Source organism: Nostoc sp. FACHB-190 (assembly GCF_014696905.1).
Taxonomy (GTDB): domain Bacteria; phylum Cyanobacteriota; class Cyanobacteriia; order Cyanobacteriales; family Nostocaceae; genus Nostoc_B.
The window spans coordinates 1-26,962 of sequence record NZ_JACJQW010000048.1 but is presented as its reverse complement, the minus strand read 5'-3'; the positions used below and the strand labels follow the sequence as shown (position 1 = coordinate 26,962).

Here is a 26,962-nt window from a genome sequence, read left to right as displayed (position 1 = left end):
TTATTGGTTATCGTGCAGAATTTGTTACCGTTGAGTCAGTTTTTTCAAACTGGCTCAACGGTACATTTCACCATATTTAAAAAGATATTCATTCAGTCATCAATAAAAATTAGCAATAATCTTTGGCTGCAAGCGTTACATTTGTAAGAAATCTATCTTGCTCCATCAGTTTGGGGAGCAGTGTTGCTATGGAAACTTCTGCTTCTGTTCAAGGTGGCTCGTCTTCCTTTAACTTTTTTAACTTTGACTTTACTACACCGCAATCTACCCTAGATGCTGATTTAGTCAGGCAGCTATCATTTGTTCCTGGCTTGAAAGAAATTCTGATGCTGCGGCAAGTCCACGCCTTAGAACATGCTACAGTTTGGGTTTTGAGTGAAACCAAAAATGTTCATACTCCCCCAGGGAGACCCAATACAGTTCAACTTGATAACGAATTATTGGGTGGTTTATCTACAGATCAAGGATTTTATCTTTATGGTGAAGTTAATATTAGCAACTTGCGACGGGCAGTCAGCCAAGCCCTTTATCGGCTGACACATGGTGAATGGGATTTAGCAGTACATCCCCGTTGTGGTACAAATCTTTCAGTCACAATGTTGTTAACAGCCGGACTCGCTGTTGGTGTCAATTTGTTGCTTCCCTTCCGCCCAGTTGAACAATTAATTGGTTTAGGACTAGCCGCCACCACAGCCGCAGAAATCGCCCCAGATTTAGGTTCCATAGCCCAGCGTTATCTCACCACAGCTATTCCGTTTAACTTAACAGTAGAAAATATTACCGTGGCTCGTGATGTTTGGGGACGGCAAGGACATTTTGTCAAGGTAAAATGGCGAGAGTGAAATTAATTCGTAATTCATAATTTTATAATGCGAAAGCTTTATTTTCTATTGCCTGGAACTCAGGGCAGATTTGTCTGTGGTGGTCTCTGGGCAGAATTAAAAACATTGAAACTTGCTCAACAGGTTTGTAGTGCAGAAGTTGTCACATACCGCCAACGAGAAGCCGATAAGTTGTTTTTAGATGACTTGCTGAGAGAACCAAATTTAGATCATGCCATTTTTGTGATTAATTGGGGATTTGATATCGCTAAATTAGTTGCCAAACTCCAGCAATATAATGTGGTATATCATGCCCATAGTTCTGGTTACAAGTTTAATTTACCTATAGGGATTCCCATTATTACTGTTAGTCGCAACACATTAGGTTATTGGGGGCAGAAATCGCCAAATAACCTCATTTATTATTTACCGAATGAAATTAGCCCAGAATTTAAAAATTTACATTTAGAACGAGATATTGATGTATTGGTGCAGGCGCGAAAATCTTCGGAGTATTTATTAACAGAGCTAATTCCCACGGTACAAAAAAAATGCAATGTGCATTTAGTTGATTATTATGTAGAAGATTTACCAGGATTATTTAATCGCGCGAAAATTTATCTTTATGATTCGGCAGAATATTGGGCGCAACAGAGTGTCAGTGAAGGCTTTGGACTGCAACCAATGGAAGCTTTAGCCTGTGGGTGTCAAGTATTTTCTAGCGTTAATGGTGGGCTTTCTGATTATTTAGATCCTGGGTTTAATAGCTATAAAATCGCTAATTATTCCAAAGAATATGATGTGGCACAGATTCTCAAAGTGCTGCAATCTGCTCCAGGTTTAAGTTTGTCAGAAGAGGTACTCAAAGAGTATCGTTATGAAAATATTATTCAAAGGCTGCGAGTAATTTTACAGGAATTAAATGAGTTTTTTGACCACAAACAGCAGTATCAATCTAACATCCCCACTTTGACGCAATTACGCTTAAATCAGTTAAGAATTAAAAATCTCTACAAAAAAGTGAAGAAAAAATATTTTAATGCTTGATTAGATATAGTAGCCCTAAATAATTCGTGAACTAAAATATCCCCGACTTCTTCAATAAGTCGGGGATATGAACCTCTCGATGAGTAATAAGTAAATTTTTGACTCATTACTCATTACTTTTTCCATCAGTTGCTGTACCTCATCAACATCTAATCTACTATGTATAGACAACTGTGCCAGTTTTGCAAATGGAACATAATTAACCTAATAGGTGATTACATTTTAATTGCTTGCGGATAAGATGGAATTGCACTTGTAGGTATCACATATAACTTAAATTCAGGGGTTAGAGTATGAAACGCCCATTTATAACTTTAGCTGTGATTGTCAGTGCGATCGCTCTTGCTCATCCTGTCCAAGCGCAACAACAAGAGGAACTTGCGCCACTGACTATCGAAAGCCGCGAAGCCGCCACCCTGATCACTGAACCAATTACAATCAACAGTAGCGCAGTTAGCAACAGCGATCGCGCTCAAGCCTTAAGACAAATTGCTAACACTATTGGTAGCGTCCGTGAAGAGAAGGGTTGCAAAAATATCAAACCCCTAGAAATTCTCAACGACCCCGAAGCAGCGATTAAAGAGTGCGAAAAGTACAATCATAACGAACCTACTCAACGTAACGGTGAACCAGTAGATTATTTAAAGGTTCCGCGACTAGATTCTGGTGGTGTCAGTTTGACAGTAACTCAGTTTTAAAAGAATCTTATTAAAAGGGAACACGCTGGTTTTGGACGGGGATTTCGACCCCGCCCAAAATGCTTGTGTTTAAAAACGGAGCTTCAAATTCAAATGGCTGAAGGAGTATAAGGAAACGAACAGAGAACTTTTTAAATTAGTTCATTTTATCCAAAAACAAAAGATTGAATCATTTTTTCCACGATGGGTAAAAATTTATCATATTCATCAACAGTTGCAGTGTAAGTAATAATATAGGCATTATCATTTTGTAAAGTCCAAACTTGCAGACTTTTTAACCGCCCATTATCAATTTTACCTGTAAAGACTAGTTGATTTGCCCTCTGATTAGCCAGTGTTGTTTCACTAGAACTTTCTATTTGAGCATCATCTACTGTATTTTTCACTTCCCGAATAAATAAATCTTTCGACTCATCTAAAGTACTCGAAAGCGGTTCAACCCGAATAGTTATAAGTTCTTGAAATTGGTCAGAATCACTTTGTTTTGGTGATAAAAAAGTCACTATATCTTGGGTTACAGCATTTGGTGTTTCCTGCACTGCCCAATTATCAGGATAGTTAATTTTTACTCCATGATCAGCATAATTTAAAAAGTTGGTTTGATTAACTTTGATTTGAGATAGAAGTATGAATCCAACTGCAAATGCGGCGGTAATTCCTAAACCCATCACCCATTTTTTCGGCAAAGATTGTTTGAGTTTAGTTAATGGTGCTTTCTCAAGCATCTCTAAGGCTTGTAACACCGACTCGGCTGTAGGGTAACGCTGGCGAAAGTCATAGCGCACCATCTTATCTAAAATACTGGCAAACTGGGGGCTAACTTTCACTTTATTACGCCAATCAATTTCGCCTGTATTGGGGTTTCTGGGAATTGAATGGCTACCAGCAGCCGGATTTATCCCTGTTAAAGCTAAGATAGCAATCATCCCCACTGCATAAATATCGCTACTTAAATGGGGATTACTATTAGCTTGTTCACTGGGCATATAACCAGGTGTCCCAATAGCAACAGTAAAACTTGTTTGTCCATCAGTATTAGCTACTTGGGTACTAATTTGTTTGACTGCACCAAAGTCAATTAAAACTATTTTGCCATCTGATTCTCTGCGGCGAATATTTTCAGGTTTTAAATCCCGATGAATCACATGATTTTGATGGACAAATGCTAAAACAGTCAGTATCTCCTTTAACAGTTTAATTACAGCAGTTTCACTTAATTGCTCACTCAGTGGCGGTAATTCTTGTTTGAGATCATGACCGGGAATAAATTCTTGGACTAAAAAGAATTCTTCATTTTCTGCAAAGTGCGCGAGTAATTGGGGAATTTGGTCATGTTTTCCTAACATTTCCAAAATTGCTGCTTCTAAGTCAAAAAAGCGTTTAGCTGCATTTAAGGTGTAGGGATCATTCGCCAGTGGCTTGAATTGTTTGACAACACACTGGGGATTTCCAGGTCTTTGTATATCTTGAGCTATAAAAGTCGTGCCAAATCCTCCCCGTCCTAACTGAGTAAGAATTTGGTAGCGTCCCCCGACCGTTTGACCCAGCATGAAGTTTCCCCTCTCTTTGAGAATACTCGCTCACTGATTTGTTAATCTTGATTTTTGCACATACAGCACAGCCAAATTCAGAATCATCTCAAAAGAGAGATAGTGTACCCCGGATTTCTCACCACACCTTTCAAAGCCTGTGCAGGGGAGCAGGGGAGCAGGGGAGCAGGGGAGAATGAAGGTACTCTCTCCCCTGCCCCTCCGCACCTCTGCCCCTCTGCCCCATCAAACGCCTGAAGCTTGTGAGAAATGCGGGTGTACTTCACAGTTTTGCCAATCTATTGTAATAAAGTGTTAAGTATTGGCTGGTAGCAAGTAGAGTTGTCATTTAGCAATCCGGTTTGATTTGTCAACTACGCGAAGAAACAGGGAGTAGATTGGTGAGCAACCGATTTAAAATTGCTAGATGCTAAATTTGTTAAGGTTTACGCAAAAAGATTTGCTGTGGAAACTGGGTGCAAGGGTATGGGGTGTAAGGGTTTTAGATATATACACCCCTACACCCTTACACCCTCTTCCCAACCCTTGATTTTTCGTTTTGATGCGTAAGTCTTATTTGTGCAAGTGCATCACCTATGTTTAATAAATATAAGTAAATAAATTGAAGTTCGCGTATGAGTATTAGTCTGTGCATGATTGTAAAAAATGAAGAAACTACGCTACCGAAGTGCTTAAATAGTGTTAAGGATTTCGTGGATGAGATGGTAGTGTTAGATACAGGTTCTAGCGATCGCACTCCCGAAATCGCCCAACAATTCGGTGCAGAAGTACATCATTTTCAATGGACTAATAACTTTAGTACTGCTCGGAATGCTGCTTTAAAATATGTTACCGGTGATTGGGTGTTGGTGTTAGATGCGGATGAAATACTCAACCCCAGTATTGTGCCACAGCTACAAGATGCAATTCAAAGTGATGAATATATCTTAATTAATCTCATCCGCCAAGAAATTGGTGCGGTTCAATCTCCCTATTCTTTGGTTTCGCGGTTGTTTCGCAATCATCCCGAAATTCGCTTTGAAAGGCCTTATCATGCCTTAGTTGATGATAGTGTAGCGGCAATTATACAAAAAGAACCTCATTGGCAAGTAGGTTATTTGCAGGGTGTAGCAATTCTGCATACAGGGTATCAAAAAAGAGCGATCGCTCAAAATAATAAATACATTAAAGCGCAAGCTGCAATGTTAGAGTTTCTCGCCACTCATCCCAATGATCCTTATGTTTGCAGTAAATTAGGGGCGCTTTATGTTGAAACTGGCAAACTTACTCAAGGTGTAGAATTATTGCTACGGGGACTCAAGCAAGCTAGTGGTAAGTCACCCCAAGATTGGGTGACAGCAAATCAATCAACAGAAAACTACGAAATTTTATATGAACTCTACTATCATTTAGGGATTGCGTACAATCATTTAAAACAGCCGCAATCAGCCCTAGAACACTATCAAGCTGCGATTAAATTACCGATATATCCCATGCTCAAGCTAGGAGCATATAACAATTTAGGCAACTTACTCAAAGATGCAGGCGATTTAAACAATGCCAAAAAAGCTTACGAAACAGCTTTAAAAATTGACCCAGATTTTGCGACTGGATATTATAACTTAGGCATGACATTAAAGGCTTTGAATTTATTTACTGATGCGATCGCTTGTTATCAAAAAGCCATCAAATTAAATCCTTATTACGCAGAAGCATATCAAAATTTAGGCGTAGTACAGCTAAAAGTTGGTAATCTCCAAGCTAGTCTGACAGCATTTAAAAATGCCATTCTCCTCCACGAACAGCAGCAAAATCTCGCAGAAGCCAAAAGACTGCACCAAGGTTTATATGAGATGGGATTAATCAAGTAACGACTCATACCAATTTTGGATTTTGGATTTTAGATTTTGGATTTTCGCTGAGAAACTTGTTTGAGACTGAGGAAATGTCTGTCTAGTAAAACTGTGATTTATTAACCACTCTGACTTCTAAATTCTGAATTTTATAGGACTTACGCAATAACTCTCTCAAACTCTTATAACTTCGTGTCTATGCGTCCTTTGCGGTTCGTTTCTTTATACTTTTGCGGTAATGATTCACTTCTCACTTCCTCTGCAAATTTAGAATGCAGCAACTTGTGAGTTAGAGAATTACGTAATAATAAGAGATGAGTGTTTTTTTGGCAAAGAGATTGAGTATGAAATTCATACTTCATGTTTTGCTACAAAACTAATAACCACCTCTTTGAGCATTAATTGAGCATTTTAGAGGACTCACAAGCTAAAAACCTTAGAGATTCGAGATAATGCGAGTAATTTTGATGACAGGCAAAGGCGGTGTGGGAAAAACCTCTGTTGCTGCCGCTACGGGACTTCGTTGTGCAGAACTGGGCTATCGTACACTAGTTTTAAGTACAGATCCCGCCCATTCCTTAGCCGATAGTTTTGATTTAGAACTAGAACATGCGCCCAAACAAATTCGCCCAAACTTGTGGGGTGCAGAACTAGATGCACTGCAAGAACTGGAAGGTAACTGGGGTGCTGTGAAGCGATACATTACCCAGGTTTTGCAGGCGCGGGGTTTAGAAGGAGTGCAAGCCGAAGAATTGGCGATTTTACCAGGAATGGATGAAATTTTCAGCTTGGTGAGAATGAAACGCCATTATGATGAAGGGGATTTTGATGTTTTAATTATTGACTCAGCCCCTACCGGCACAGCTTTGCGCCTGTTAAGCTTACCAGAAGTTGGCGGTTGGTATATGCGCCGCTTTTACAAACCATTTCAAAATATCTCTGTAGCGTTGCGTCCTTTAGTGGAACCAATTTTTAAACCAATTGCGGGTTTTTCTCTACCCGACAAAGAGGTAATGGATGCACCTTACGAATTTTATGAACAAATTGAGGCGCTGGAAAAGGTATTAACAGATAATACCCAAACTTCTGTACGTCTTGTCACCAATCCTGAAAAGATGGTGATTAAAGAATCCCTACGCGCCCATGCTTATTTAAGCTTATACAATGTAGCTACAGATTTAGTAGTTGCTAATAGGATTATTCCGCCGGAAGTGGAAGATCCATTTTTCCAACGTTGGAAACAAAATCAAGAACAGTATCGTCAAGAAATTCACGAAAATTTCCATCCTCTGCCAGTTAAAGAAGTGCCGCTATTTTCTGAAGAAATGTGTGGATTAGCTGCATTAGAAAGACTTAAGGAAATTCTCTACAAAGACGAAGACCCTAGCCAAGTTTATTACAAAGAAACAACAGTTAGAGTCATACAAGAGAAAAATGAATACAGTTTAGAACTGTATTTACCAGGTATTCCTAAACACCAAATTCAGCTAAGTAAAACAGGTGATGAATTAAACATTACAATCGGTAATCATCGCCGTAATTTGGTTTTGCCACAGGCTTTAGCAGCACTACAGCCTGCTGGTGCCAAAATGGAAGAAGACTATTTAAGAATTCGTTTTGCTGATAATAACAGAGTTTAATTCTCTGGGTAATCATCCTCAAGGAAGAGTTACTGTTTAACAGTAGAGACACAGCTTAGTTCTGGTCTCTATTTTTTTATAAAAACATAAATATCTGGTTTTTTTAAACTTTTTACTAGTGAAAATTTATCAAAAATATATAAAATACTGAGATTTTTTTCTTAAACAAAATAATGTAAAAACCTGTAACAAAAACCTAGGAGTATTCACTATATTTTGACCGTGGTTTTACTGTAGACAAATAGATTACATAAAATTCACAATATTTTTAGATTTATCGCTGACAAGATATTTAATTTCAAAAATTTTTAAACTTAAAAACAATGTCCCAACTAGCAGATCCCAACTTGCGGACAAGACTTAATCAAGAGAGTCTTCTACGCCGGATAACAAATCGGATTCGTCAAACATTAGAGTTAGAAGAAATTATTACAACCACAACAGCAGAAGTACGCTGTTTACTGGGTACTGACCGAGTAATGATTTATCAATTTCATACGGATGGTACAGGTAAAGTGGTGGCTGAATCCATTCATGAACAGCGTCTACCTTCGCTGTTGGGACTGAATTTTCCCGCCGATGATATTCCGCCTTATGCGCGTGAATTGTTTATTAAATCTAGGGTACGTTCGGTTGTAAATGTGGAATTGCAACAGATTGGTCATAGCCCGATGAGTGTTTTAGAAACAGGGGAACTGAAACCGGAGGATATTCGTTATCGCCCTGTAGATCCTTGTCACGCAGAATACTTAACGGCGATGGGCGTTAAATCTTGCGTTGTCGCGCCGATTTTCCATCAACATCAACTGTGGGGATTGCTAGTATCTCATCATTCCCAGGCGCATTCTATTTCACTTTACGAATTAGAAGCGATGCAAATGGTTGTAGATCAATTATCGGTGGCGATCGCCCAAAGTTATCTTCTCGCCCAAGCCCGCGCCAAAGCCGAACGAGAAAGCGTGATTAATCGCATTGCGACCCTGCTACATTCCCTCCCGACAATTGTTTTACAACCAGCATTAGAAGCTGCTGTCGCCGCCTTTCAAGGTGTGGGTGGAAGATTGTGTATGAGAAACGAAGCTTTTCAAGCTGCTAATAATCAAATTAAAAGTTTGAAAGAATGTTTAATTCCTGGGAGTGACTGCATTCAAATTTATACCAGTGGACAACAGCCAGAAATTCCCCCAGATACGATTTATCCCTTAATGGAGCAGTATAACGTCTGGCAAGAATATTATCAGTCTGGTGAATACGATGTTTGGGCAATCGATGATATTTATCAAACTGCAAGTTTGCGAACTTTGCAACCAACTTTTAAACCAACCAAAATTCGCAGTTTGCTGATGATTCCCCTGTGTTACCGTCAGCAATTAGTCGGTTATTTGAGTATCTTTCGCAATGAAATCGACACAGAAACCTTGTGGGCTGGTCAATTTGACCGCGATCGCCGCCAGTTATATCCCCGGTTATCTTTTGATGTTTGGAAAGAATCAAAAACAGCCCAAGCTCAACAATGGACAGACGCAGATATTGAATTAGCTAGAGAACTTGCCAAACATTTTGCCTCAGCAATTCAACAATATGAACTTTATCAACAAGTACAAGGCTTTAATCAAAATTTAGAACATCAAGTAAAAAGACGCACAGTTGAACTAGAACGCACATATCAACAACAACAAGCTGTATTTGGCGTAATTGCTAAAATTCGGGAGTCCTTGGATATAGATCAGATTTTTCAAATTACCACCAAAGAAGTTTGTCAGTTAGTCAAAGGCGATCGCGTTTCGGTTTATCGGTTTACAGCAGACTGGGGCGGTGAATTTGTCGGCGACTTTGAAGCTACTAGCCCCCATTGGACAAATGAAAGCAAAATAGGGGTAAATACCGTTTGGAATGACACCTACCTGCAAAAAACCGAGGGAGGACGTTACCGCCACAACGAAACTCTTGCTGTGGATGATATTTATCACATGGGCTTTAACCAGTGCCATTTAGATAATCTAGAGTATTATCACATTCATGCTTTTGTTTTAGCTCCCATTTTTGTCGGACAAAAACTCTGGGGTTTGCTTTGCACTTATCAACATTCTGGCCCCCGCGAATGGAAACCTTCGGAAGTTAACTTTCTCAGTCAAATCGCCGCTCAATTAGGTATAGCCCTACAGCAAGCTGACTTACTAGCGCAAACCCAACAGCAAGCCCAAAAATTAACCGCCGCCTTGCATGAGTTACAAACTACCCAAACTCAACTTATCCAAACAGAAAAAATGTCTTCATTGGGTCAATTAGTAGCGGGTGTAGCTCATGAAATTAATAATCCCGTGAATTTTATTTATGGCAATTTATCCCATGTGCGGGAGTATGCAGATGATTTACTGGGAATGCTCAACCTTTATCAGAAACAATATCCTAAACCTAGTGAAGAAATTAGCGATCGCCTGGAAGATATTGATTTAGAATTTCTCTCACAAGATTTACCCAAAACTCTCTCTTCCATGAGCTTTGGTGTAGAACGCATCCGCCAAATCGTCATGTCCTTGCGGAATTTCTCTCGCCTGGATGAAGCGGAAATGAAAGTAGTAGATATTCACGAAGGTCTCGATAGTACCTTATTGATTTTACAGCACCGCTTAAAATCGAAATCCGATGGTGCTGACATTCAAGTTATTCAAGAGTATGGTGATTTGCCATTGGTAGAGTGTTATGCAGGACAACTCAACCAAGTTTTTATGAATGTGTTGAGCAATGCGATCGATGCTTTAGAATATCACCCAGAATCCACCTCAGCCACTCATCAACGTCAAATTTCCATTCGCACTACCGTTGGTGAGATGAACAAAAATGTGCCGAGCGTGGTAATTTACATCAAAGACAATGGACTAGGCATACCAGAAGCCGTCAAAACAAGAGTTTTTGACCCATTTTTCACTACTAAACCTGTAGGTAAGGGTACAGGTTTGGGACTATCAATTAGTTACCAAATTGTGGTAGATAAGCATGGTGGTATTTTTCAATGCGATTCACAACCAGGACAAGGTACAGAATTTCGCATAGAAGTTCCCATTCAGCAGAGTATTCATACTTGAAGTGCTGAGTGCTGAGTAAAAATACTACCCTCTAGCCTCTAGTCCCTAGCCCCTAGTTTATGACATCTAACATTGATGCAACTTGGCTGACTCGTTCCTCAACTTTAGTGGCTCCTGAATTGATTGGCTGTACTCTAGTAAGACAAATGCCAGATGGTAGAATTTTTCGGGGAATAATTGTCGAAACAGAAGCCTATGCACCCGATGATCCAGCAATGCACGCTTATCGTAGTCGGACTACTCGCAATCAGGTCATGTTTGATGCGGCTGGAAAAGCTTATGTGTATTTAATTTATGGTGTTTACCACTGCTTGAATGTGGTAACTGACAAAGAGGGAATTCCTAGTGCGGTGCTTCTTCGCGCCTTGGAGTTAGAGCAAGTCCCTACCTGGGTTGATCATCAAGAAAAACTCAAACCACATCGCATCGCCGCCGGGCCGGGTAAACTTTGCCGCGCTTTGAAAATTGATTTGACATTGAATGCAATACCCCTAGAATTTGGTCAACCCCTCTGGTTAGAACACCGCCAGCCTGAGTTTCAACAACAGCTAGAACAAGGAAATCTCTCGTTAATTCAGACTACGCGCATTGGTTTGACTAAAGGTGTAGACTTGCCTTGGCGCTGGTATTTATGGAATAGTCTGGCTGTATCGAAATTTGGTAAATAGATGTATTATTTGAGCGATCGCACCAATATTTATATTTTTAAATAAAATATTCGGCATTGCTGAATCAGGGGATGAATTTTGATTTATTGAAATTTTTAACTCCTGATTCTCTCTGCGTCTCTGCGCCTCTGCGTGATACCAATTCACGAAATTACTGATACAAATCACTTCCTCTACACCTTTGTTTCCGGTCGCCGAGCGGAGTCGAGGCGCTGCTTGCCTATCTGTATCATGTTTAGAGTGAAATGGTATGAGATAAATTATCCCGCAATTATGCAACGCCACACCAAATATTTATATCTGCAATCAAAGTCTGCGTTTAGCTTGCACAGGCAAAGTAATCACAAACTCTGTGCCTGTGCCTAATATCGAATGACAATGAAGTTGACCTTGATGTAATTCAGTCACAATTTGATAACTGATAGATAAACCCAATCCAGAACCTTTACCCACATCTTTAGTTGTGAAAAATGGGTCAAATATTTTGGTGATTATAGCGTCAGAAATTCCCGAACCATTATCTACAATAGAAATTATAACTTGGTTTTCTGATAACACTTGAGTCTGAATCAATATTTGATTTTTATATCTTGTTTTTTCTGTTCTACTAAGCTGCTTATTTGCAAGTTCTATGGCATCAATAGCATTAGATATAATATTCATAAATACCTGATTGAGTTGTCCAGGATAACAGCTAATCAAAGGTAAATTACTATATTGTTTTACAACTTCTATGGCTGGGCGTTGTGCTTGCTCTCTCAGACGATTTTGTAAAATTAATAATGTACTATCAATACCCTCATGAATATTAACTGCTTTAAATTCGGCTTCATCTAAACGAGTAAAATTTCGTAATGATAACACAATTTCACGAATCCGCTCTGTGCCGATTTTCATCGAAGCCACCATCTTGGGCAAATCATCGAGAGCAAATGCCAAATCCAATTTGTCAGCCTCGATTTTAATTTCTGCCACTGGATGAGGATAGTAATGCTGATATAGTTGGATAAATTTCAACAAATCTGCGATGTAAGTTTCGATATAGCTGAGGTTCCCATAAATAAAACTAACAGGATTATTGATTTCATGGGCTACACCTGCTACCAGTTGACCCAAAGCAGACATTTTTTCGCTTTGAATCATTTGGGTTTGGGTACGTTGCAATTCTTGAAGTGTCTTTTGTAATGTTGTTGTGCGTTCATCAACTTTTAGTTCTAAGGCATTATTTATCTGTTCTAGTTCAATAAAAGAAGTCTTTAACTGATTTACCATGCTGTTGAAAGAACTGGCGAGTTCTCCGAGTTCATCTTGGCGATTAGTATCCAAATTAATTGCAAAGTCACCATTCGCAATTTGCTGACTGGCGGCGGTTAATGTTTGCAGTGGTTTAGCGATTTGTTGTTGCAAAACCGACAACAATAATAAAACTTCAACCAGTAATGCCACGGCACCAGATATTAAAATAAATTGAGCCATATCCCAAGCTGTTCCTGATAGCAATGATTGGGGATAGACTGTGACAAAATACCAGTTTGGCCCTTTCAAACGAGTCACTGCGAGATATTCACGGTCTTGGCTATTGTTGAGGACTTGGGTTTTTGCGGAAGTGTTAGTGACTAACTGAAAAATGCGCTGGAGATGGGGGTCGGGAATTGCATCGATTTTCAGTTGACCTTGAGCTTGCTGAATTTCTGGTGTGTGATGGGGATCGACAAGTAAACGGCCATCTGCACGAAAAATGAGATTGTATGTTCCTGGTAATTGATTCTGGGTTGTATGCTGTATCAAGCTGGTTAAAACCACATCATGTCCCACAACTCCTAAAAAGCGATCGCCCTGATAAATTGGTAAAACAGCCGAAACCATCCAGACTTTGACAATGGGGTCAAGGTAAACACCTGTCCACTGTGGTAAGCGGGCAGGGTTATGTTGAGGAGCGGCAATATAAAAGTATTCTTCATTTGGGATATAGATATCAGGCGGTGCTTGCAAGGCCATCGGTACGCCATTCCAATAATTTACCCCAGCATTTTCTGGTGCCAGAAAATAGGTATTGACAAATCGATGAGACCAAGCAGCCCCGTAAGCAGAAATGATCGTGTTAGCAATTAACATCCTCTGCTTGAATTCTGTAGTTAGCGGTGTCTTGAGACTAATGGCTGAACTGGCATATCGAGTAGAATCAAATTCTTGAATCGGTCGATTTTGTGGAAAATTGCGAAGACTACCATCATTCCAAGAAAAATACTCGCGTTCAAATTCGCTTTGAACATTAATATTTGTAGGTTGCTGAAATTCTAGCAACAGGCGATCGCGCAACGCAGCTATGTTATCCTGTGCAAGCTGAAAAAGGCTACTTTCTTGGTCTCCTCTTTCTTGAATATATTTTTCCAGTTGTGCTTGGGTTTGGCTTTCTAAACGCGACATCACATGAGCATAGCTTACCCCAGCAGATAGAAGTACTACCATTGTTACTCGCAATGCCATATTCAGCAGCGTTTTATACGTGAGTGAGGTAAGGCATTTCTTCAGCCAAGGGAAAGCTCTCCAAGACCACTGTTGATTGAAAATTTGTCTAAATTGGACAACCATAGCGTAGTGAATATAAGCAGGGTTCCTGAAAGTTTGTTGATGAGGAATAACTCTGGAGACGAACAATCAAGGGTTTTGGAAAGACTAAGGGGTATAGAGGTGCCACGAGAGAAGCCCTCAAACCCTCACATCCTTATACCCATTTTTACAGGTCTTACGCAAAACACCTTTCAAACTCTCATTTCTCCATGACGCGACGTGCTACAAGTTGAAGAACCCACCCAACGCAATGCTGACGCTCCTACGTTGCTACCGCTACGCTAACACCGCTTGCAGTTCTGTTGATTTTACAACGGCAAATGGATGATAAATTCAGTACCTTCACCGAGGATAGATTGACAATACAACTTTCCACCGTGAGTTTGTTCGACAATTTGTTTGGCTATAGCTAATCCTAAACCTGTACCTTTTCCCACTGCTTTAGTAGTAAATAAATGGTCAAATATTTTTCGTTTAATCTCTTCACTCATGCCTTTACCATTATCAGCAATGGAGATATTCACAAATTTATCTGCTATTGATGTGGTAATTGTAATGGAGTTAGGGTCAACCTGAATTTCCTCAAAATTACGTCCGTGGTTGGAATCTTCTAAAGCATCAATGGCATTAGCTAATATATTCATGAATACCTGATTTAATTGCCCAGGGAAACATTCAACTTGGGGTAAATCACCATAATTAGTTATTACTTCAATTGCTGGACGTTGTTCGTTAGCTTTGAGACGATGCTTGAGGATTAAGATTGTACTATCAATACCTTCGTGAAGATTAAATGGCACTTTGTAATCTCGATCAGCACGGGAGAAAGTACGTAGAGATGTGCTAATGTTTTTCAATCTATCACAAGCTATTGTCATAGAATCGAGTATTTTTGGCAGGTCTTCTAAGGTATATTCCAAATCAATTTCTGACTCGTGGTCGAGGATTTCTGCACTTTTATCCGGGAAAGTCTCTTGATAGATGTTCAAATGTTCAATAATATCAGCAAAGGTGGGTTTAGCTTGCTTGAGACTGGCAGCAATAAAACCCAAAGGATTATTCATTTCGTGAGCGACACCAGCGACTAAGTTACCCAAAGCTGACATTTTCTCACTTTGGACGATTTGTAATTGGGCTTGTTGTAAGGCCAGTTCAGCTTGTTTACGTTCGCTAATATCCAGTAACAATCCATCCCACACTAACGTACCATCCACAAGTTTTTCTAGTCGCGCTTCACCGTGAATCCACTTCATAATTCCAGAGGGGGTAATAATTCGCCCCTCCCAACGCCAAGGAGTTAAGGTTTTAACCGAATCTGCAATAGACTGATGCTGAGATTCGGCATCCAGAGGATGCACCATATCCAAGAGGATCTGCACATTAGAGATCGCCTGTTCGGCGGTGATTTCATAGAGATCATAACAGTCATTACTCATATAAGGCATTGATACCGAACCATCGGGAGCCATGAGGAACTGATACACCACCCCAGGAACGTTATCTACTAGATTATGGAAGCGGGATTGAGTAGTTTTTAACTCATGAAGCGATCGCTCTAGTTGTTGGCTGTATTCCTGAGAACGTTGATAAAGTCGGGCATTTTCTAGGGAAATGGCAGCTTGGGCGCAAAGTAGGTTGAGTAGTTCGATGCGTTCGCTCTTAAACGCCCCCGTCACTAAATTATTTTCTAGATATAAAATACCCAGCAACTTACCTTGATGTAAAATCGGACTACACAAGATACTCTTGGGTTGTTGACGGATAATATAGGGGTCATTGGCGAAAGTCATATCTGCGGTTGCATCCAACAATACTACAGTTTGTTGACTATGCTTGACTTTGTAAATGAGTTTGTGGGGAATATCCGGGCTGTCTGCAATGGCAAGACTTTGCAACAAAATTGGCTCAGAACCCTGAGTAATTGAACCTTGAATTAGTAAATGATTGTCCTGCAAGAGCATTAACACACATTTATCAGCCCCGGCATTTTCAATCACGATGGTAAGCAACGATGCAAGTAGTTTGTCTAGTTCGATTTCACCGGAGATAGTTTGAGATGCTTTGAGAATTGCTGTTAAATCTAAAGTATCTGAGATACTGGTGCTATTAGATGTAGCTGCACTGGTAGATGTCACAGTTCCCAAGGGAAAGATTGTTTCGTTAGTGGAAACAACAGAACGGCTTTGCTGTAATATGGGTGCGAGTAATTGGGGATAGCCTTGTTCTAAGTCGGCAACTTTGGCTTTTGATCCCCAACGGGCATAACAATAATATGCCTCCTGCATATAACCTGCGGCGATTTTCTCTTTCCCCCAACCAAGGTAAAATTTGGCGGCTAATTCGTTGGCTAAAGCTTCTTCTTGGATATAGCCATTGGCTTTAGCACCGGAAATAGCGCGATCGTACAGTTCACCTGCTTCGGCTTTTTGTCCTAAAACACGACATTTTTCTGCCTCCACCAAATCAAATTTATGCTGGTGATTCATGGGTGCATAGTGCGCCCATAGCTGTAATTGAGTTTGATTTTTTTCCACCCGTTCTAATACTGTTGATACCTCATCTGAGAGTTGACTTAACTCTGCTATGGCAATCAAAGAATCATAAAAATAAAATACAGGTGTACCGACTGTTCCTCCAGCCGCCATTAAATAGTTCCTGCACTCCAGGGTATAGTTGTTAGCTTGCTCAAATTCCCCAAACAAAAAGCAAAGCATTAGCTTATACAAATAGAAGTAATACAACCCAAACAGGTCATTTGCAGATCGCAGCAGTGGCTGAAATTCTGTCTCTTGCAGTGCTGAACCAGATAAAATGGTAGGGTAATTTGCAAAGCCAAGTAAATTTAACACAGATTGCCAATAGATGCGGCAGTAATTGGCAGTTGTTAATTGGTTAGATTGCATCAAACCCTTATAGTAATTTTGTGTATCCTGTTCTACAGTGGTAAGGGGCTGACCGCACCAAAAAGCATTCAGGCAGAAACAATGTCCAGCATTTCCAAGAAATTGCAGGTTTCCTACTTCTAGAGCAGTTGTATAGCTCTCGCTCAAGAGTGGTAACGTTTCTCTGATGTGAGATTTGCGGTGGAGAATAAACCCTCCCTGCAACATTAACACTTCAGGTTTAGTCACTTTGGCATCAAATTTTAAGACCATATCCAATGCTAACTGGCCAAATTCTGTCGCCAAATCTATATCTTGTAAAAGATTACAGATAACAATGCCATAGACAGCATAGTATTTGGGTGAATCAGATATGTTTCCATAGGTCAGGGATAATTTAACTGAGAGGGCAGTCAATAATGGGAACAAGGGAGATCCACAGATGTAAGCTGCTGAAATAATGCTACTGGTAATCTGGAAAATAGCAATAATTTTATCATCTATCATCCTGGGGAGATGAATGAAATCTTTGATTTTCCTATCTCCAATCAGATTATTAATTTCTTGAATTGACTGTTGAATATCTTCTGGTGTAGATGATTCGTTGATTGTTATGCCCAACTTTTGTAGAAGCTCAATCCCAATTGCCAGTGCTTCAATAAGTTGATGCTGGGAAATTTTGGCTTGAATTCTCAAACAGTAAACACTAACTTGCTCTAGCAAAGAATGTGTCTGGTGGATGACAGTATCAATCAATTCTTCCATTACCTCAAAGTCACCACATAACATTGCTACCTCCGCCGCTATTTCATGGAAGGTGAGACTCATTTCATATTGCTGTTGCCAAGTCTGTTCTCCCAAAAAAGATAATCCCACTGTGGCATATTCACGGGCTGCTTTATAAGCGGTAGAATTTTTGGCTTTGCGACAGGCAATGAGGTTCAGTTGTGCTAGTTCTATTCGTTGTGTTTGTTCGCTAATTAAAGAAGTTCCATAATTTAATTGATTGACGATTTCAAAAATGCGTTCAACTCTTGCATCTGGATGAATCTGTTGCCGTAGCAGTTGACCAATTTGATAGTGAGTTTTCTGTTTTTGCTCATCAGGAATTAGGGAATAAGCAGCTTGTTGAATGCGATCGTGTAGAAATTTGTAGGCAACATTCTGTTGATTTGCTGAAGGAGGTAGTAGACTTTCTTGCCCAACATAAAATTTATAAACATCACCAATTGGTACAATCAACCCTTCTTGTAATGCTTTCCATAAACAGGCTGCTGCTTCAATTTCCGATTGTTCGGAAACAATCGCTAAAGTTGCTAAATCAAAAGAATTGCCAATACAAGCTGCTAACTGCAATACGGATTGAGTTGATGAGGGCAGTTTCCGCAATTGCAAACTCATAAAAGCCACAACATCATCTGTAACTGCTTGCATTGTCACTTGGGAAATATCACATTGCCAACAGCCCAATTCAAAATCAAAATAAATGATATTTTCCTGATATAATGCTTTAATAAACTGGGTAGCAAAAAACGGATTGCCTTGAGTTTTTTGAAATATTAATCCTGAAAGATTACCTGCGATATATTCTGAACATTTTAGTGTGTCAGCGACAAGGTAATTTACTTGTTTTTTACTCAAGGGCGCTAAAGTAATTTTATTAAAAATAGCTGATGTTTTTTGAATTTCACTCAATGTCAATAATAATGGATGTCCGGGATGGACTTCGTTATCACGATATGCACCAATAATCAAAAGATGACCTGTGTCAGTCATTAATAGCTGCATTAATTTTAGTGATGCCGAATCAGCCCATTGTAGATCATCGAGAAACATCACTAAAGGATGTCCTTTAGTTGTAAAGACTTGGGTGAATTTTTGAAATAATAAATTAAAGCGATTTTGTACTGCTGTTCCTGAAAGTTCTGTAGCTGGTGGTTGTTGACCAATAATGTTTTCTAATTCGGGAATGACTTCAATAATTACTTGTCCATTTTCACCGACAACATCTAATATTTTATGTTTCCATTGCTGAATTTGTACATCGCTTTCGGTCAATAATTGCCCCATTAAATCGCGGAAAGCTTGCACAAATGCACTCAAGGGAATATTGCGTTGAAATTGGTCATATTTACCTTTAATAAAATAGCCGCCTTCTCTTAGTATGGGTTTATGCACTTCGTTAACAACTGCTGTTTTACCAATTCCAGAAAACCCAGCTACCAGCATCATTTCTGTTACACCTTGGCTGACTCTCTCAAAGGCTTCTAGTAGGGTTTGAACTTCTGTATCTCTTCCATAGAGTTTATCGGGGATGATGAAGCGATCGCACAAATCCCTAGTCGCAATTTCAAAGCTTTGAATTTCACCAGTTTCTTTTAGCTGATGTAGACATTTTTCTAAATCAAGTTTCAACCCCAACGCACGTTGATATCTATCTTCGGCATTTTTCGCCATTAATTTATTGACGATTTCTGAGATAACTGAGGGGATATCTGGCTTAATTTCGTGTAATAATGGCGGAATTCTCGCAAGATGAGCATGTACCAATTCCATTGGATCATTTGATAAGAATGGTAACTCATCTGTGAGTAATTCAAAGAAAGTCACACCCAAAGAATAACAATCTGTGCGATAATCAATACCCCGGTTCATTCTCCCGGTTTGTTCAGGAGAGATATAAGCAAGTGTTCCTTCTAAAACATTCGGGTTAACTAAGGTTTGGGTTTCTCTTGGTAGTAAAGATGCAATGCTAAAGTCGATTAATTTAACTTGTTTAGTTTGGGGGTTAATTAAGATATTGCTAGGTTTGATATCTTTATGAATAATCCGCTCTTGGTAGAGTAAGTCTAAGGTGTTACAGAGTGCGATCGCTATAACTAAAAACTCCTCTAAAGATGTAACACCCTGATGTTTAGTAAAATAATCCTTGAGAGAAATTCCGCCAAAATCTTCCATAACTAACATATAGCCATTATTTATTGCTTCCAGGCTATAGGTTTGGATAATTAGGGGTGAGTTGAGATTTTTCCCTATGGTGTATTGGTTGCGAAATAATAATAGTTCGCTAAAACTGGGATAAGGATTTTTCAGCAGTTTGATGACTACTGGTAGTGAATCGCTTTCTCTGACAGCGCGATAAACCAGCGTTCTCGAACCATTGTAGAGTTCTTCACTAATGCGATATCCGGGAATACTAACAAGGTTGCTTAACATATTGCGCTGATCCTGATGATTTCTGGATCTAGTATTCCCAGATAGATAAGTTTATCTGTAAGTGAGAGGTACAATTTATTTACACAGGGATTTCAATGATGAATTCTGCGCCCTCTCCTGGTGCGGAAATACAGCTTAACTTACCCCCATGTTTTTCTACAACAATCGAATAGCTAGTTGACAGTCCTAAGCCAGTACCACTACCTACTGGTTTTGTCGTGAAAAAGGGATTAAATATCTGATTTTGCTCCGAATTATTCATTCCTAGACCGTTATCCGCAATGCGAATAATTATAGTTTTATCTTCAGTTAACTCTGTCTGAATTTTGATAGTCGGGTGGCAATTTTTATCTGATGTTTCTAAAGCATCGATGGCATTGTTGATGATATTCATAAAAACTTGATTGAGTGCCGAAGCATAACAATTAACTAAAGGTAATACTCCATATTGTTTGATGACTATAATTTCTGGATGTTGACTATTACTCTGAAGTCGATGCTGCAAAATTAACAATGTACTTTCCAGACCAGAGTGAATGTCTACTTCTTTGATTTCTGATTCATCTAGGCGGGAAAAGTTTCGCAGTGACAGTACAATTTGACGGATGCGTTCTGAACCCACCTTCATGGAAGATAGGAGATTGGGTAAATCATTTAAGATAAATTCTAGGTCGATTTCGGCAATTTTCTGGTCAATTTCTGGCAATGTTTGCGGATAAAATGACTGATATAAATGATTTAACTCAATTAAGGATGTAACATATTCATTGGCTGCTGCTAAGTTGCCATAGATGAAATTAATCGGATTATTAATTTCATGGGCAATTCCCGCCACTAGCTGTCCCAAACTGGACATTTTTTCAGCTTGAATTAGTTGGGCTTGGGTCGAGTAAAGTTGATTGAGTGTTGATTCTAACTGAGTGGCTTTGGCTGTTAATTCCTGTGTGCGATCTGCTACTTTTTGTTCGAGAGTGTGAGAATAATTCTCTAATTGATGATAAAGTTTGGCATTCTCTAGAGAAATTGCAGCTTGAGTGCAGAGTAAGTTGAGTAGTTCAACGCGTTCGCTCGTAAATGCTCCCAGTGTTAAATTATTTTCTAAGTACAAAATGCCAATCAATTTGCCTTGGTTGACAATTGGCGCACAGAAAATACTCTTGGGTGAATGGTGCTGAATATAAGGATCAGTCAGTAAAGTTGGCTCGACTATGGCATTTTCCACAACAGCCAAGACCAGAGTATTTTTAACTCGATTAATTAAGCTAACAGGTACTATTTCCTCACAAGGCAGAGATTGTAAAATTATCTCAGGTTGTTGCAGTTGAGATAATGCCTCAATTGCCCAACAATCACCTTTTGGTATGAGTAATGCACATTTATCAGCTCCGGCATTTTCCAGGATTACTTTCAGTAAAGTTGAGAGTAATTTATCTAACTCAATTTCACTCGAAAGCGATTGAAAGGCTTTGACAATAGTTGCTAAATCAAGGGCTTGTGAGAGGCTAGTATTGTTCAGGGAGGAACTTTGGATTGTGTGAGAAGAGATAGAAAGGATGGTTTCTGTTGGTTTGAAAGTCGGTTGTTGTTTGTGCAGAATTGATAGCAGTAATTGGGGATAGCGGCGTTCTAAATCAACGACTTTGGCTTTTGCACCCCAACGGGAATAACAGTAATAAGCCTCCATCATGTAGGTTTGGGCGATTTTTTCTTGGCCCCAATCAAGATAGAATTTGGCAGCCAATTCGTTGGCTAAGGCTTCTTCATTGAGGAATTGGTTAGTTTTAGCAAGGCTAATGGCTTGTTGATAATTTTCTATGGCGGCTAATTTATCACCACAAACTCGACATTTTTCTGCTTCTATTAAATGCCATTTGTGTAAATGATTCATGGGGGCATTTTCCGCCCACTGGTGCAGAAAAGTTTGATGGCTTTCAACTTCGGCGAGTATTTCCTCGACTGCTGTGGAAATAACTGTGAGATGGGTGAGGGCTGCATAGAAATGGAAGAGGGGAACAACAATTAATCCTGACAATGCCATTAAACAGGACTGACCTTGGGTAATATAGTCGATAGCAGCGTGATAATTGCCAAAATAATAGGCAAGTAGCAGTTTATAGGTGTAAGCACAGGCAAATGCAGCGAGATCCTGATCTTGTTTGTGCTTGGGAAACATTGCTGTTTCATCGTAGAAAGTGCCAATCAAGCAATCAGGTTGGCTGACAGGTTCTCGCAATTGCTCTACTGTTTGCTGTACCATCGCCAAATAAGTCCGCGCCGAATCTTGTTTTACCTGAAACAGACCAGCATTATAAGCAGGTAATTCAGCAGCTATAGCATTTAGTTCTACACCAGTGAACAATAGGGTAGCAGCATAACCTAGTATGATGTAGCCAGCGTAGAAAAAATCACCAGTTTCTATCCCCGCCACATAACCTTCTTTGAGGATAAGTCGGGTTTTTGATAGTGCTTGTCGGCGATGATGGATGAAAGGCCCAAACAGGGTGAAAGTGATGCACTTCATCCTCTGAGCATTCAATTTTTCCAGTAAAGAAAGGCCTAATTTACCGAACTCATAACCGATTTCAACTTCCCCAAAAAAGGCACACATCACCATCCCATAAATTGCATAGCCAGGGATTGAAGCGGGAGTATTGCCAAATTTTAGGGATAAGCTTACCATCGTCGTACCGAGAATGGGCATTAAACTTGGCATTCCCAGTAAAACTGGTGGAAACAACATACTTAATATCTGCATTGCAGCTTGAGTTTCAGGTTCACTCATCAGAGGTACGTCAATCAGGGAAGCAATTTCTCTACCTTGGAGTTGCTGGTTCACTGCTGCTAAGGCTTGGCCAATATCAGTTTCGTCTACTTGGGTGGGTAATTCCACTCCCAATTGGGCGAGAACTTCTCTACCAACGGCGATCGCTGCTAATATTTGACTACTAGCTGTGAGGGCAGCAATTTGAATTTCGTAAATTTTCACTTTGTCGAGAATGGTTTGTGCTTGCTGCAATACCAATGCTGCAAGTTGTTCCATACCGTCAAAATCACCATTTAAATAACTGGCTTCTGTTGCTGCAACATACAAATTTAAAGCTAATTCATACTGATTTTGCCAACAATTGATTTCTAGTAACTCAATTCCAATCTGGAAATACTCTCTAGCGGCGGTGTAAGCAGTAGAATTTCGGGCTTTATTCCCAGCTTTCAAGTTAAGTTCTGCTAACGCTTCTCGTTCCTGTGGCTGATTAATTAATGCTTGTCCTTGGTTCAAATGTCCCACAATATCAAACAATTTTTCTTCTTGTTCTATTTCGGTAGAATTTTGCAAAAGTAACTGTCCGATTTTGAGATGGGTGACTTGCTTTTGGTCATCAGGAATTAGGCAATAAGCTGCTTGTTGAACGCGGTCATGTAAAAAGCGATAAACTGGATTAGCTGCTGCATAATCAGCAGATATATCTTCAGATTGAACAAAAAATTTATAAATTTCTGTATTTGGAATAATTAGTCCTGCTTGCAAAGCTTTCCATAAATCTGCTGCTGTTGTTTCTGGTACTTGTTCAGAAATAATAGCCAACGTCTGTAAGTCAAACTGCGCCCCTATACAAGCTGCAAATTTGAGAATATTTTGAGTTTGTTGGGGAAACTTTTGCAGTTGTAAGGACATAAATTCCACTACATTATCAGTAATAGCTAAAGATTTCACTTGAGCAATATTACACTGCCAATGACGGGATTCTAAGTCAAATGTAATTAGAGCTTCGTTATTTAAAGCTTTGAGAAACTGGGTAGCGAAAAAAGGATTACCTTGGGTTTTTTGATAAATTAGTGTTGTCAAAGGTTGGGCAAGTGATGATTCACAGTTTAGTGTATCTGTGACTAGCTGATTGAGATTGATTTCGCTTAATGCTTGGAGGATAATTTTATTCACTACTGCATCGGCTTTTTCTAGCTCATTTACAGCAAGTATGAATGGGTGATTTGGTGATACTTCATTATCTCGATATGCGCCCAAGAGTAATAAATATTTTGTATCTTGCATCAACAGTTGCAGCAATTTCAAGGATGCCGAATCTGCCCATTGTAAGTCATCTAAAAATATCACTAAGGGATGTTCTTGATTAGTAAAAACTTGCACAAAATTTTGCAATAGTGAATTAAATCTATTTTCGGCAGCAATTCCTGATAGTTCTGGGGCTGGCGGTTGAATACCAATAATGCGTTCTAACTCTGGAATTACGTCAATTAAAATTTGTCCATTTTCGCCGATAGCTTCCAGAAGCTTAGTTTTCCAAGTTTGCAATTTTACATCAGATTCCGAGAGCAATTGCCCCATTAAATCACGGAATGCTTGGACAAATGCACTGAAGGGAATATTGCGTTGAAATTGCTCATATTTGCCTTTAATAAAATAGCCGCGTTGTCTGACAATCGGTTTATGCACTTCGTTCACAACCGCCGTTTTACCAATTCCCGAAAACCCAGCTACCAGCATCATTTCTGTTGCACCCTGGCTGACTCTTTCAAATGCTTCTAGTAGAGTGTTGACTTCGGTTTCTCTGCCATAAAGTTTATCAGGAATGATGAAGCGATCGCACACATCCCTTTGTCCAAGCTCAAGGCTTTTAATTTCCCCAGTTTCTTTTAACTGATTTAGACATTTTTCTAAATCAAATTTCAATCCTAATGCACTTTGATACCTATCTTCAGCATTTTTTGCCATCAATTTCTTGACGATTTCTGAGATAACTGAGGGTATATCTGGATTAATTGCGTGTATGAATGGTGCTGTTTTCGCAATGTGAGAATGTACCAATTCCATCGCATCCTGAGACTGGAACGGTAACTCGCCTGTAAGTAATTCATAGAAAGTCACACCCAGAGAATAAAAATCTGTGCGATAATCAATCCCGCGATTCATTCTCCCTGTTTGTTCTGGCGATATATAAGCAAGTGTCCCTTCTAACACATTGGGGTTAACTAGGGTTTGGGTTTCTCTGGGTAGTAAAGATGCAATACTAAAGTCAATTAATTTAACTTGTTTAGTTTGAGTATTAATTAAGATATTGCTGGGTTTGATATCTTTATGGATAATCCGCTCTTGGTAGAGTAAGTCTAAGGTGTTACAGAGTGCGATCGCTATAACTAAAAATTCCTCAACAGATGTGACACTCTGATTTTTACTGAAATAATCCTTGAGAGAAATTCCGCCAAAGTCTTCCATGACTAACATATAGCCATTATTTATTGCTTCAAGGCTATAGGTTTGAATAATTAGAGGTGAGTTGAGATTTTTCCCTATGGTGTATTGATTGCGAAATAACAACAGTTCGCTAAAGCTGGGATAAGGATTTTTCAGCAGTTTTATCACTACGGGTACTGAGTCAATTTCTCGAACTGCGCGATAAACCAGTGTTCTCGAACCATTGTAGAGTTCTTCAGCAAGATTATATCCGGGAATACTAACAAGGTTGCTCATCATAATTGCGTTCATTCTCATGATTTCTCAATCTAGTATTCCCAGATAGACAATTTTATCTGTAAGCTAGAGATAAAATTTACATGGGAATCTCAATAATGAATTCAGTACCTTCACTGAGGATAGAATAGCAAGACAACTTTCCACCGTGAGTTTGTTCAACAATTTGTTTGGCTATAGCTAATCCTAATCCCGTACCTTTTCCCACTGCTTTGGTAGTAAACAAATGGTCAAATATTTTTCTTTTAATCTCTTCATTCATCCCCTTACCATTGTCAGCAATAGAAATTTTTATACAATTATCTTCAGCAAATGTTTTAACAATAATTTTATGGTAATTAGATTGTATTTCCTGATAACTAAGACCTTCGCTTGATTCATATATAGCGTCGATTGCATTCGCTAGAATATTCATAAATACCCATTGGTGACAAGTTAAAGTCAACAAGCGGTATCACAGAGATTTTTGACATTTCCATCAGAATTATTTGAAAAAGTATTTAAAGATTTACTACCTAGTTTAAGAACAGCTTGGGATAGTAGAAAGAAACGACCGTTGCCAGAAAGTATTCAGTTTACATTATCAAAATTCGAGAAAATTTGGATAGTAGACGGGTCAACACTGGAGGCATTGTTTAGAAAATTACAAAGCTTAGAGCCGGCTCAAAGAGGGCAATTAGCAGGAAAAATGAGTACAGTCATTGATTTAAGGACCAGATTACCTGTAGAAATATGGTTTGAAGAAAATCCCAAGGCATCTGACACTAAACTAGAAGAAAATATCCTAAATTTAGTTACAACAAGAACTTTACTCTTATTAGATAGAGGTTTTTATCACTTTAATTTTTGGCATCAGTTAATTGAGAAAAAAGTTGACTTTATTACGAGAATAAAAAAAGGAGCAGCAATCAAGATAGAACAGGTATTTACAGATAGCTATGGACTCAGGGACAGAAAGATACGTCTGGGTTCTGGCACAAAAAAGACTCCATTTATCACTTTACGTTTGATTGAAGTACGGTCAGGAAAAACATGGCATTCCTATTTAACAAGCGTTCTAGACCCTCATGTTTTACCCCCTTATGTGGTAGCCGATTTATATCAACGACGTTGGCGCATTGAAGATGCTTTTAATACTGTCAAAAGACTCTTGGGTTTAAGTTATTTATGGACGGGTTCAATTAATGGGATTAAGTTGCAGATTTGGGCAACTTGGTTATTTTATGCGGTTTTAGTAGATTTAGGTGATGCTGTGGCTGACGAACTTTCTCTGCCTTTTGATGAGATTTCATTAGAAATGATTTATCGTGGTCTTTATCATTTTACGATGGCTCATCAAAAAGGTAAGGCAACAAGATGAAAGGATGAAGGGAAACCATAAAAAAGCCACAGATAAGTATATAGAAATATTACTAGAAACTATAGATAAAGAACCAGAAGAATTAGGATACGAGTTTGGCAGATGG

11 protein-coding genes and 2 pseudogenes are annotated in these 26,962 nt (G+C 39.2%); 8 read left to right on the top strand and 5 right to left on the bottom strand.

Features of this window, described 5'->3' with window-relative positions; genetic code table 11:
* Positions 1-188: 188 nt before the first annotated feature.
* From H6G28_RS31240 to H6G28_RS31230, 3 genes are all read left to right on the top strand, one after another.
* Positions 189-842, top strand: a complete 654-nt coding sequence (locus H6G28_RS31240; RefSeq protein WP_190594966.1) for a DUF6391 domain-containing protein — start codon at positions 189-191, stop codon at positions 840-842.
* 27 nt (positions 843-869) lie between these two features.
* On the top strand, positions 870-1,868 hold the full coding sequence (locus H6G28_RS31235; protein WP_190676763.1) for a glycosyltransferase: 999 nt from the start codon (positions 870-872) through the stop codon (positions 1,866-1,868).
* A gap of 293 nt (positions 1,869-2,161) precedes the next feature.
* Entirely contained in the window at positions 2,162-2,566 is a 405-nt protein-coding gene (locus H6G28_RS31230; protein WP_190676760.1) for a hypothetical protein, read from the top strand.
* A gap of 146 nt (positions 2,567-2,712) precedes the next feature.
* Here the strand turns inward: H6G28_RS31230 and H6G28_RS31225 are convergent, their stop codons facing one another.
* Positions 2,713-4,116, bottom strand: a complete 1,404-nt coding sequence (locus tag H6G28_RS31225; RefSeq protein WP_190676759.1) for a serine/threonine-protein kinase — start codon at positions 4,114-4,116, stop codon at positions 2,713-2,715.
* Positions 4,117-4,730: 614 nt separating this feature from the next.
* Between H6G28_RS31225 and H6G28_RS31220 the strand changes: the two genes are divergently transcribed.
* The 4 genes from H6G28_RS31220 (at position 4,731) to H6G28_RS31205 (ending at position 11,342) form a co-directional block, all read left to right on the top strand.
* Positions 4,731-5,966, top strand: coding sequence for a glycosyltransferase (locus H6G28_RS31220; protein ID WP_190676757.1), 1,236 nt, complete (start codon positions 4,731-4,733; stop codon positions 5,964-5,966).
* A gap of 434 nt (positions 5,967-6,400) precedes the next feature.
* On the top strand, positions 6,401-7,588 hold the full coding sequence (locus H6G28_RS31215; protein ID WP_190591557.1) for a TRC40/GET3/ArsA family transport-energizing ATPase: 1,188 nt from the start codon (positions 6,401-6,403) through the stop codon (positions 7,586-7,588).
* A 323-nt stretch (positions 7,589-7,911) separates the two neighbouring features.
* Positions 7,912-10,674, top strand: a complete 2,763-nt coding sequence (locus H6G28_RS31210; protein ID WP_190676754.1) for a GAF domain-containing protein — start codon at positions 7,912-7,914, stop codon at positions 10,672-10,674.
* Between the two features lie 59 nt (positions 10,675-10,733).
* Positions 10,734-11,342, top strand: a complete 609-nt coding sequence (locus H6G28_RS31205) for a DNA-3-methyladenine glycosylase (protein WP_190591555.1) — start codon at positions 10,734-10,736, stop codon at positions 11,340-11,342.
* A gap of 306 nt (positions 11,343-11,648) precedes the next feature.
* On the opposite strand, the gene H6G28_RS31200 is transcribed toward H6G28_RS31205, so the two are convergent.
* The 4 genes and pseudogenes from H6G28_RS31200 to H6G28_RS31185 form a co-directional block, all read right to left on the bottom strand.
* Entirely contained in the window at positions 11,649-13,829 is a 2,181-nt protein-coding gene (locus tag H6G28_RS31200; protein WP_242054695.1) for a sensor histidine kinase, read from the bottom strand.
* Between the two features lie 392 nt (positions 13,830-14,221).
* Positions 14,222-20,011 (bottom strand): trifunctional serine/threonine-protein kinase/ATP-binding protein/sensor histidine kinase, encoded by a 5,790-nt coding sequence (locus H6G28_RS31195; RefSeq protein ID WP_190676752.1) that lies wholly within the window; start codon positions 20,009-20,011, stop codon positions 14,222-14,224.
* Between the two features lie 79 nt (positions 20,012-20,090).
* Positions 20,091-25,499, bottom strand: coding sequence for a trifunctional serine/threonine-protein kinase/ATP-binding protein/sensor histidine kinase (locus H6G28_RS31190; RefSeq protein WP_190676779.1), 5,409 nt, complete (start codon positions 25,497-25,499; stop codon positions 20,091-20,093).
* Positions 25,500-25,575: 76 nt separating this feature from the next.
* A pseudogene (locus H6G28_RS31185) lies at positions 25,576-25,917 on the bottom strand (sensor histidine kinase); the annotation flags it as partial.
* A gap of 18 nt (positions 25,918-25,935) precedes the next feature.
* Between H6G28_RS31185 and H6G28_RS31180 the strand changes: the two are divergent.
* A pseudogene (locus H6G28_RS31180) lies at positions 25,936-26,850 on the top strand (IS4 family transposase); the annotation flags it as partial.
* Positions 26,851-26,962 lie beyond the last annotated feature (112 nt).

What these genes read in the sequence shown, in the direction of transcription:
- H6G28_RS31235 (WP_190676763.1), top strand. Translation starts at nt 870, where the DNA reads ATGCGAAAGCTTTATTTTCTATTGCCTGGAACTCAGGGCAGATTTGTC.
- H6G28_RS31215 (WP_190591557.1), top strand. Translation starts at nt 6,401, where the DNA reads ATGCGAGTAATTTTGATGACAGGCAAAGGCGGTGTGGGAAAAACCTCT.
- H6G28_RS31220 (WP_190676757.1), top strand. Translation starts at nt 4,731, where the DNA reads ATGAGTATTAGTCTGTGCATGATTGTAAAAAATGAAGAAACTACGCTA.
- H6G28_RS31225 (WP_190676759.1), bottom strand. Translation starts at nt 4,116, where the DNA reads ATGCTGGGTCAAACGGTCGGGGGACGCTACCAAATTCTTACTCAGTTA.
- H6G28_RS31230 (WP_190676760.1), top strand. Translation starts at nt 2,162, where the DNA reads ATGAAACGCCCATTTATAACTTTAGCTGTGATTGTCAGTGCGATCGCT.
- H6G28_RS31240 (WP_190594966.1), top strand. Translation starts at nt 189, where the DNA reads ATGGAAACTTCTGCTTCTGTTCAAGGTGGCTCGTCTTCCTTTAACTTT.
- H6G28_RS31210 (WP_190676754.1), top strand. Translation starts at nt 7,912, where the DNA reads ATGTCCCAACTAGCAGATCCCAACTTGCGGACAAGACTTAATCAAGAG.
- H6G28_RS31205 (WP_190591555.1), top strand. Translation starts at nt 10,734, where the DNA reads ATGACATCTAACATTGATGCAACTTGGCTGACTCGTTCCTCAACTTTA.
- H6G28_RS31195 (WP_190676752.1), bottom strand. Translation starts at nt 20,011, where the DNA reads ATGTTAAGCAACCTTGTTAGTATTCCCGGATATCGCATTAGTGAAGAA.
- H6G28_RS31200 (WP_242054695.1), bottom strand. Translation starts at nt 13,829, where the DNA reads ATGGCATTGCGAGTAACAATGGTAGTACTTCTATCTGCTGGGGTAAGC.
- H6G28_RS31190 (WP_190676779.1), bottom strand. Translation starts at nt 25,499, where the DNA reads ATGATGAGCAACCTTGTTAGTATTCCCGGATATAATCTTGCTGAAGAA.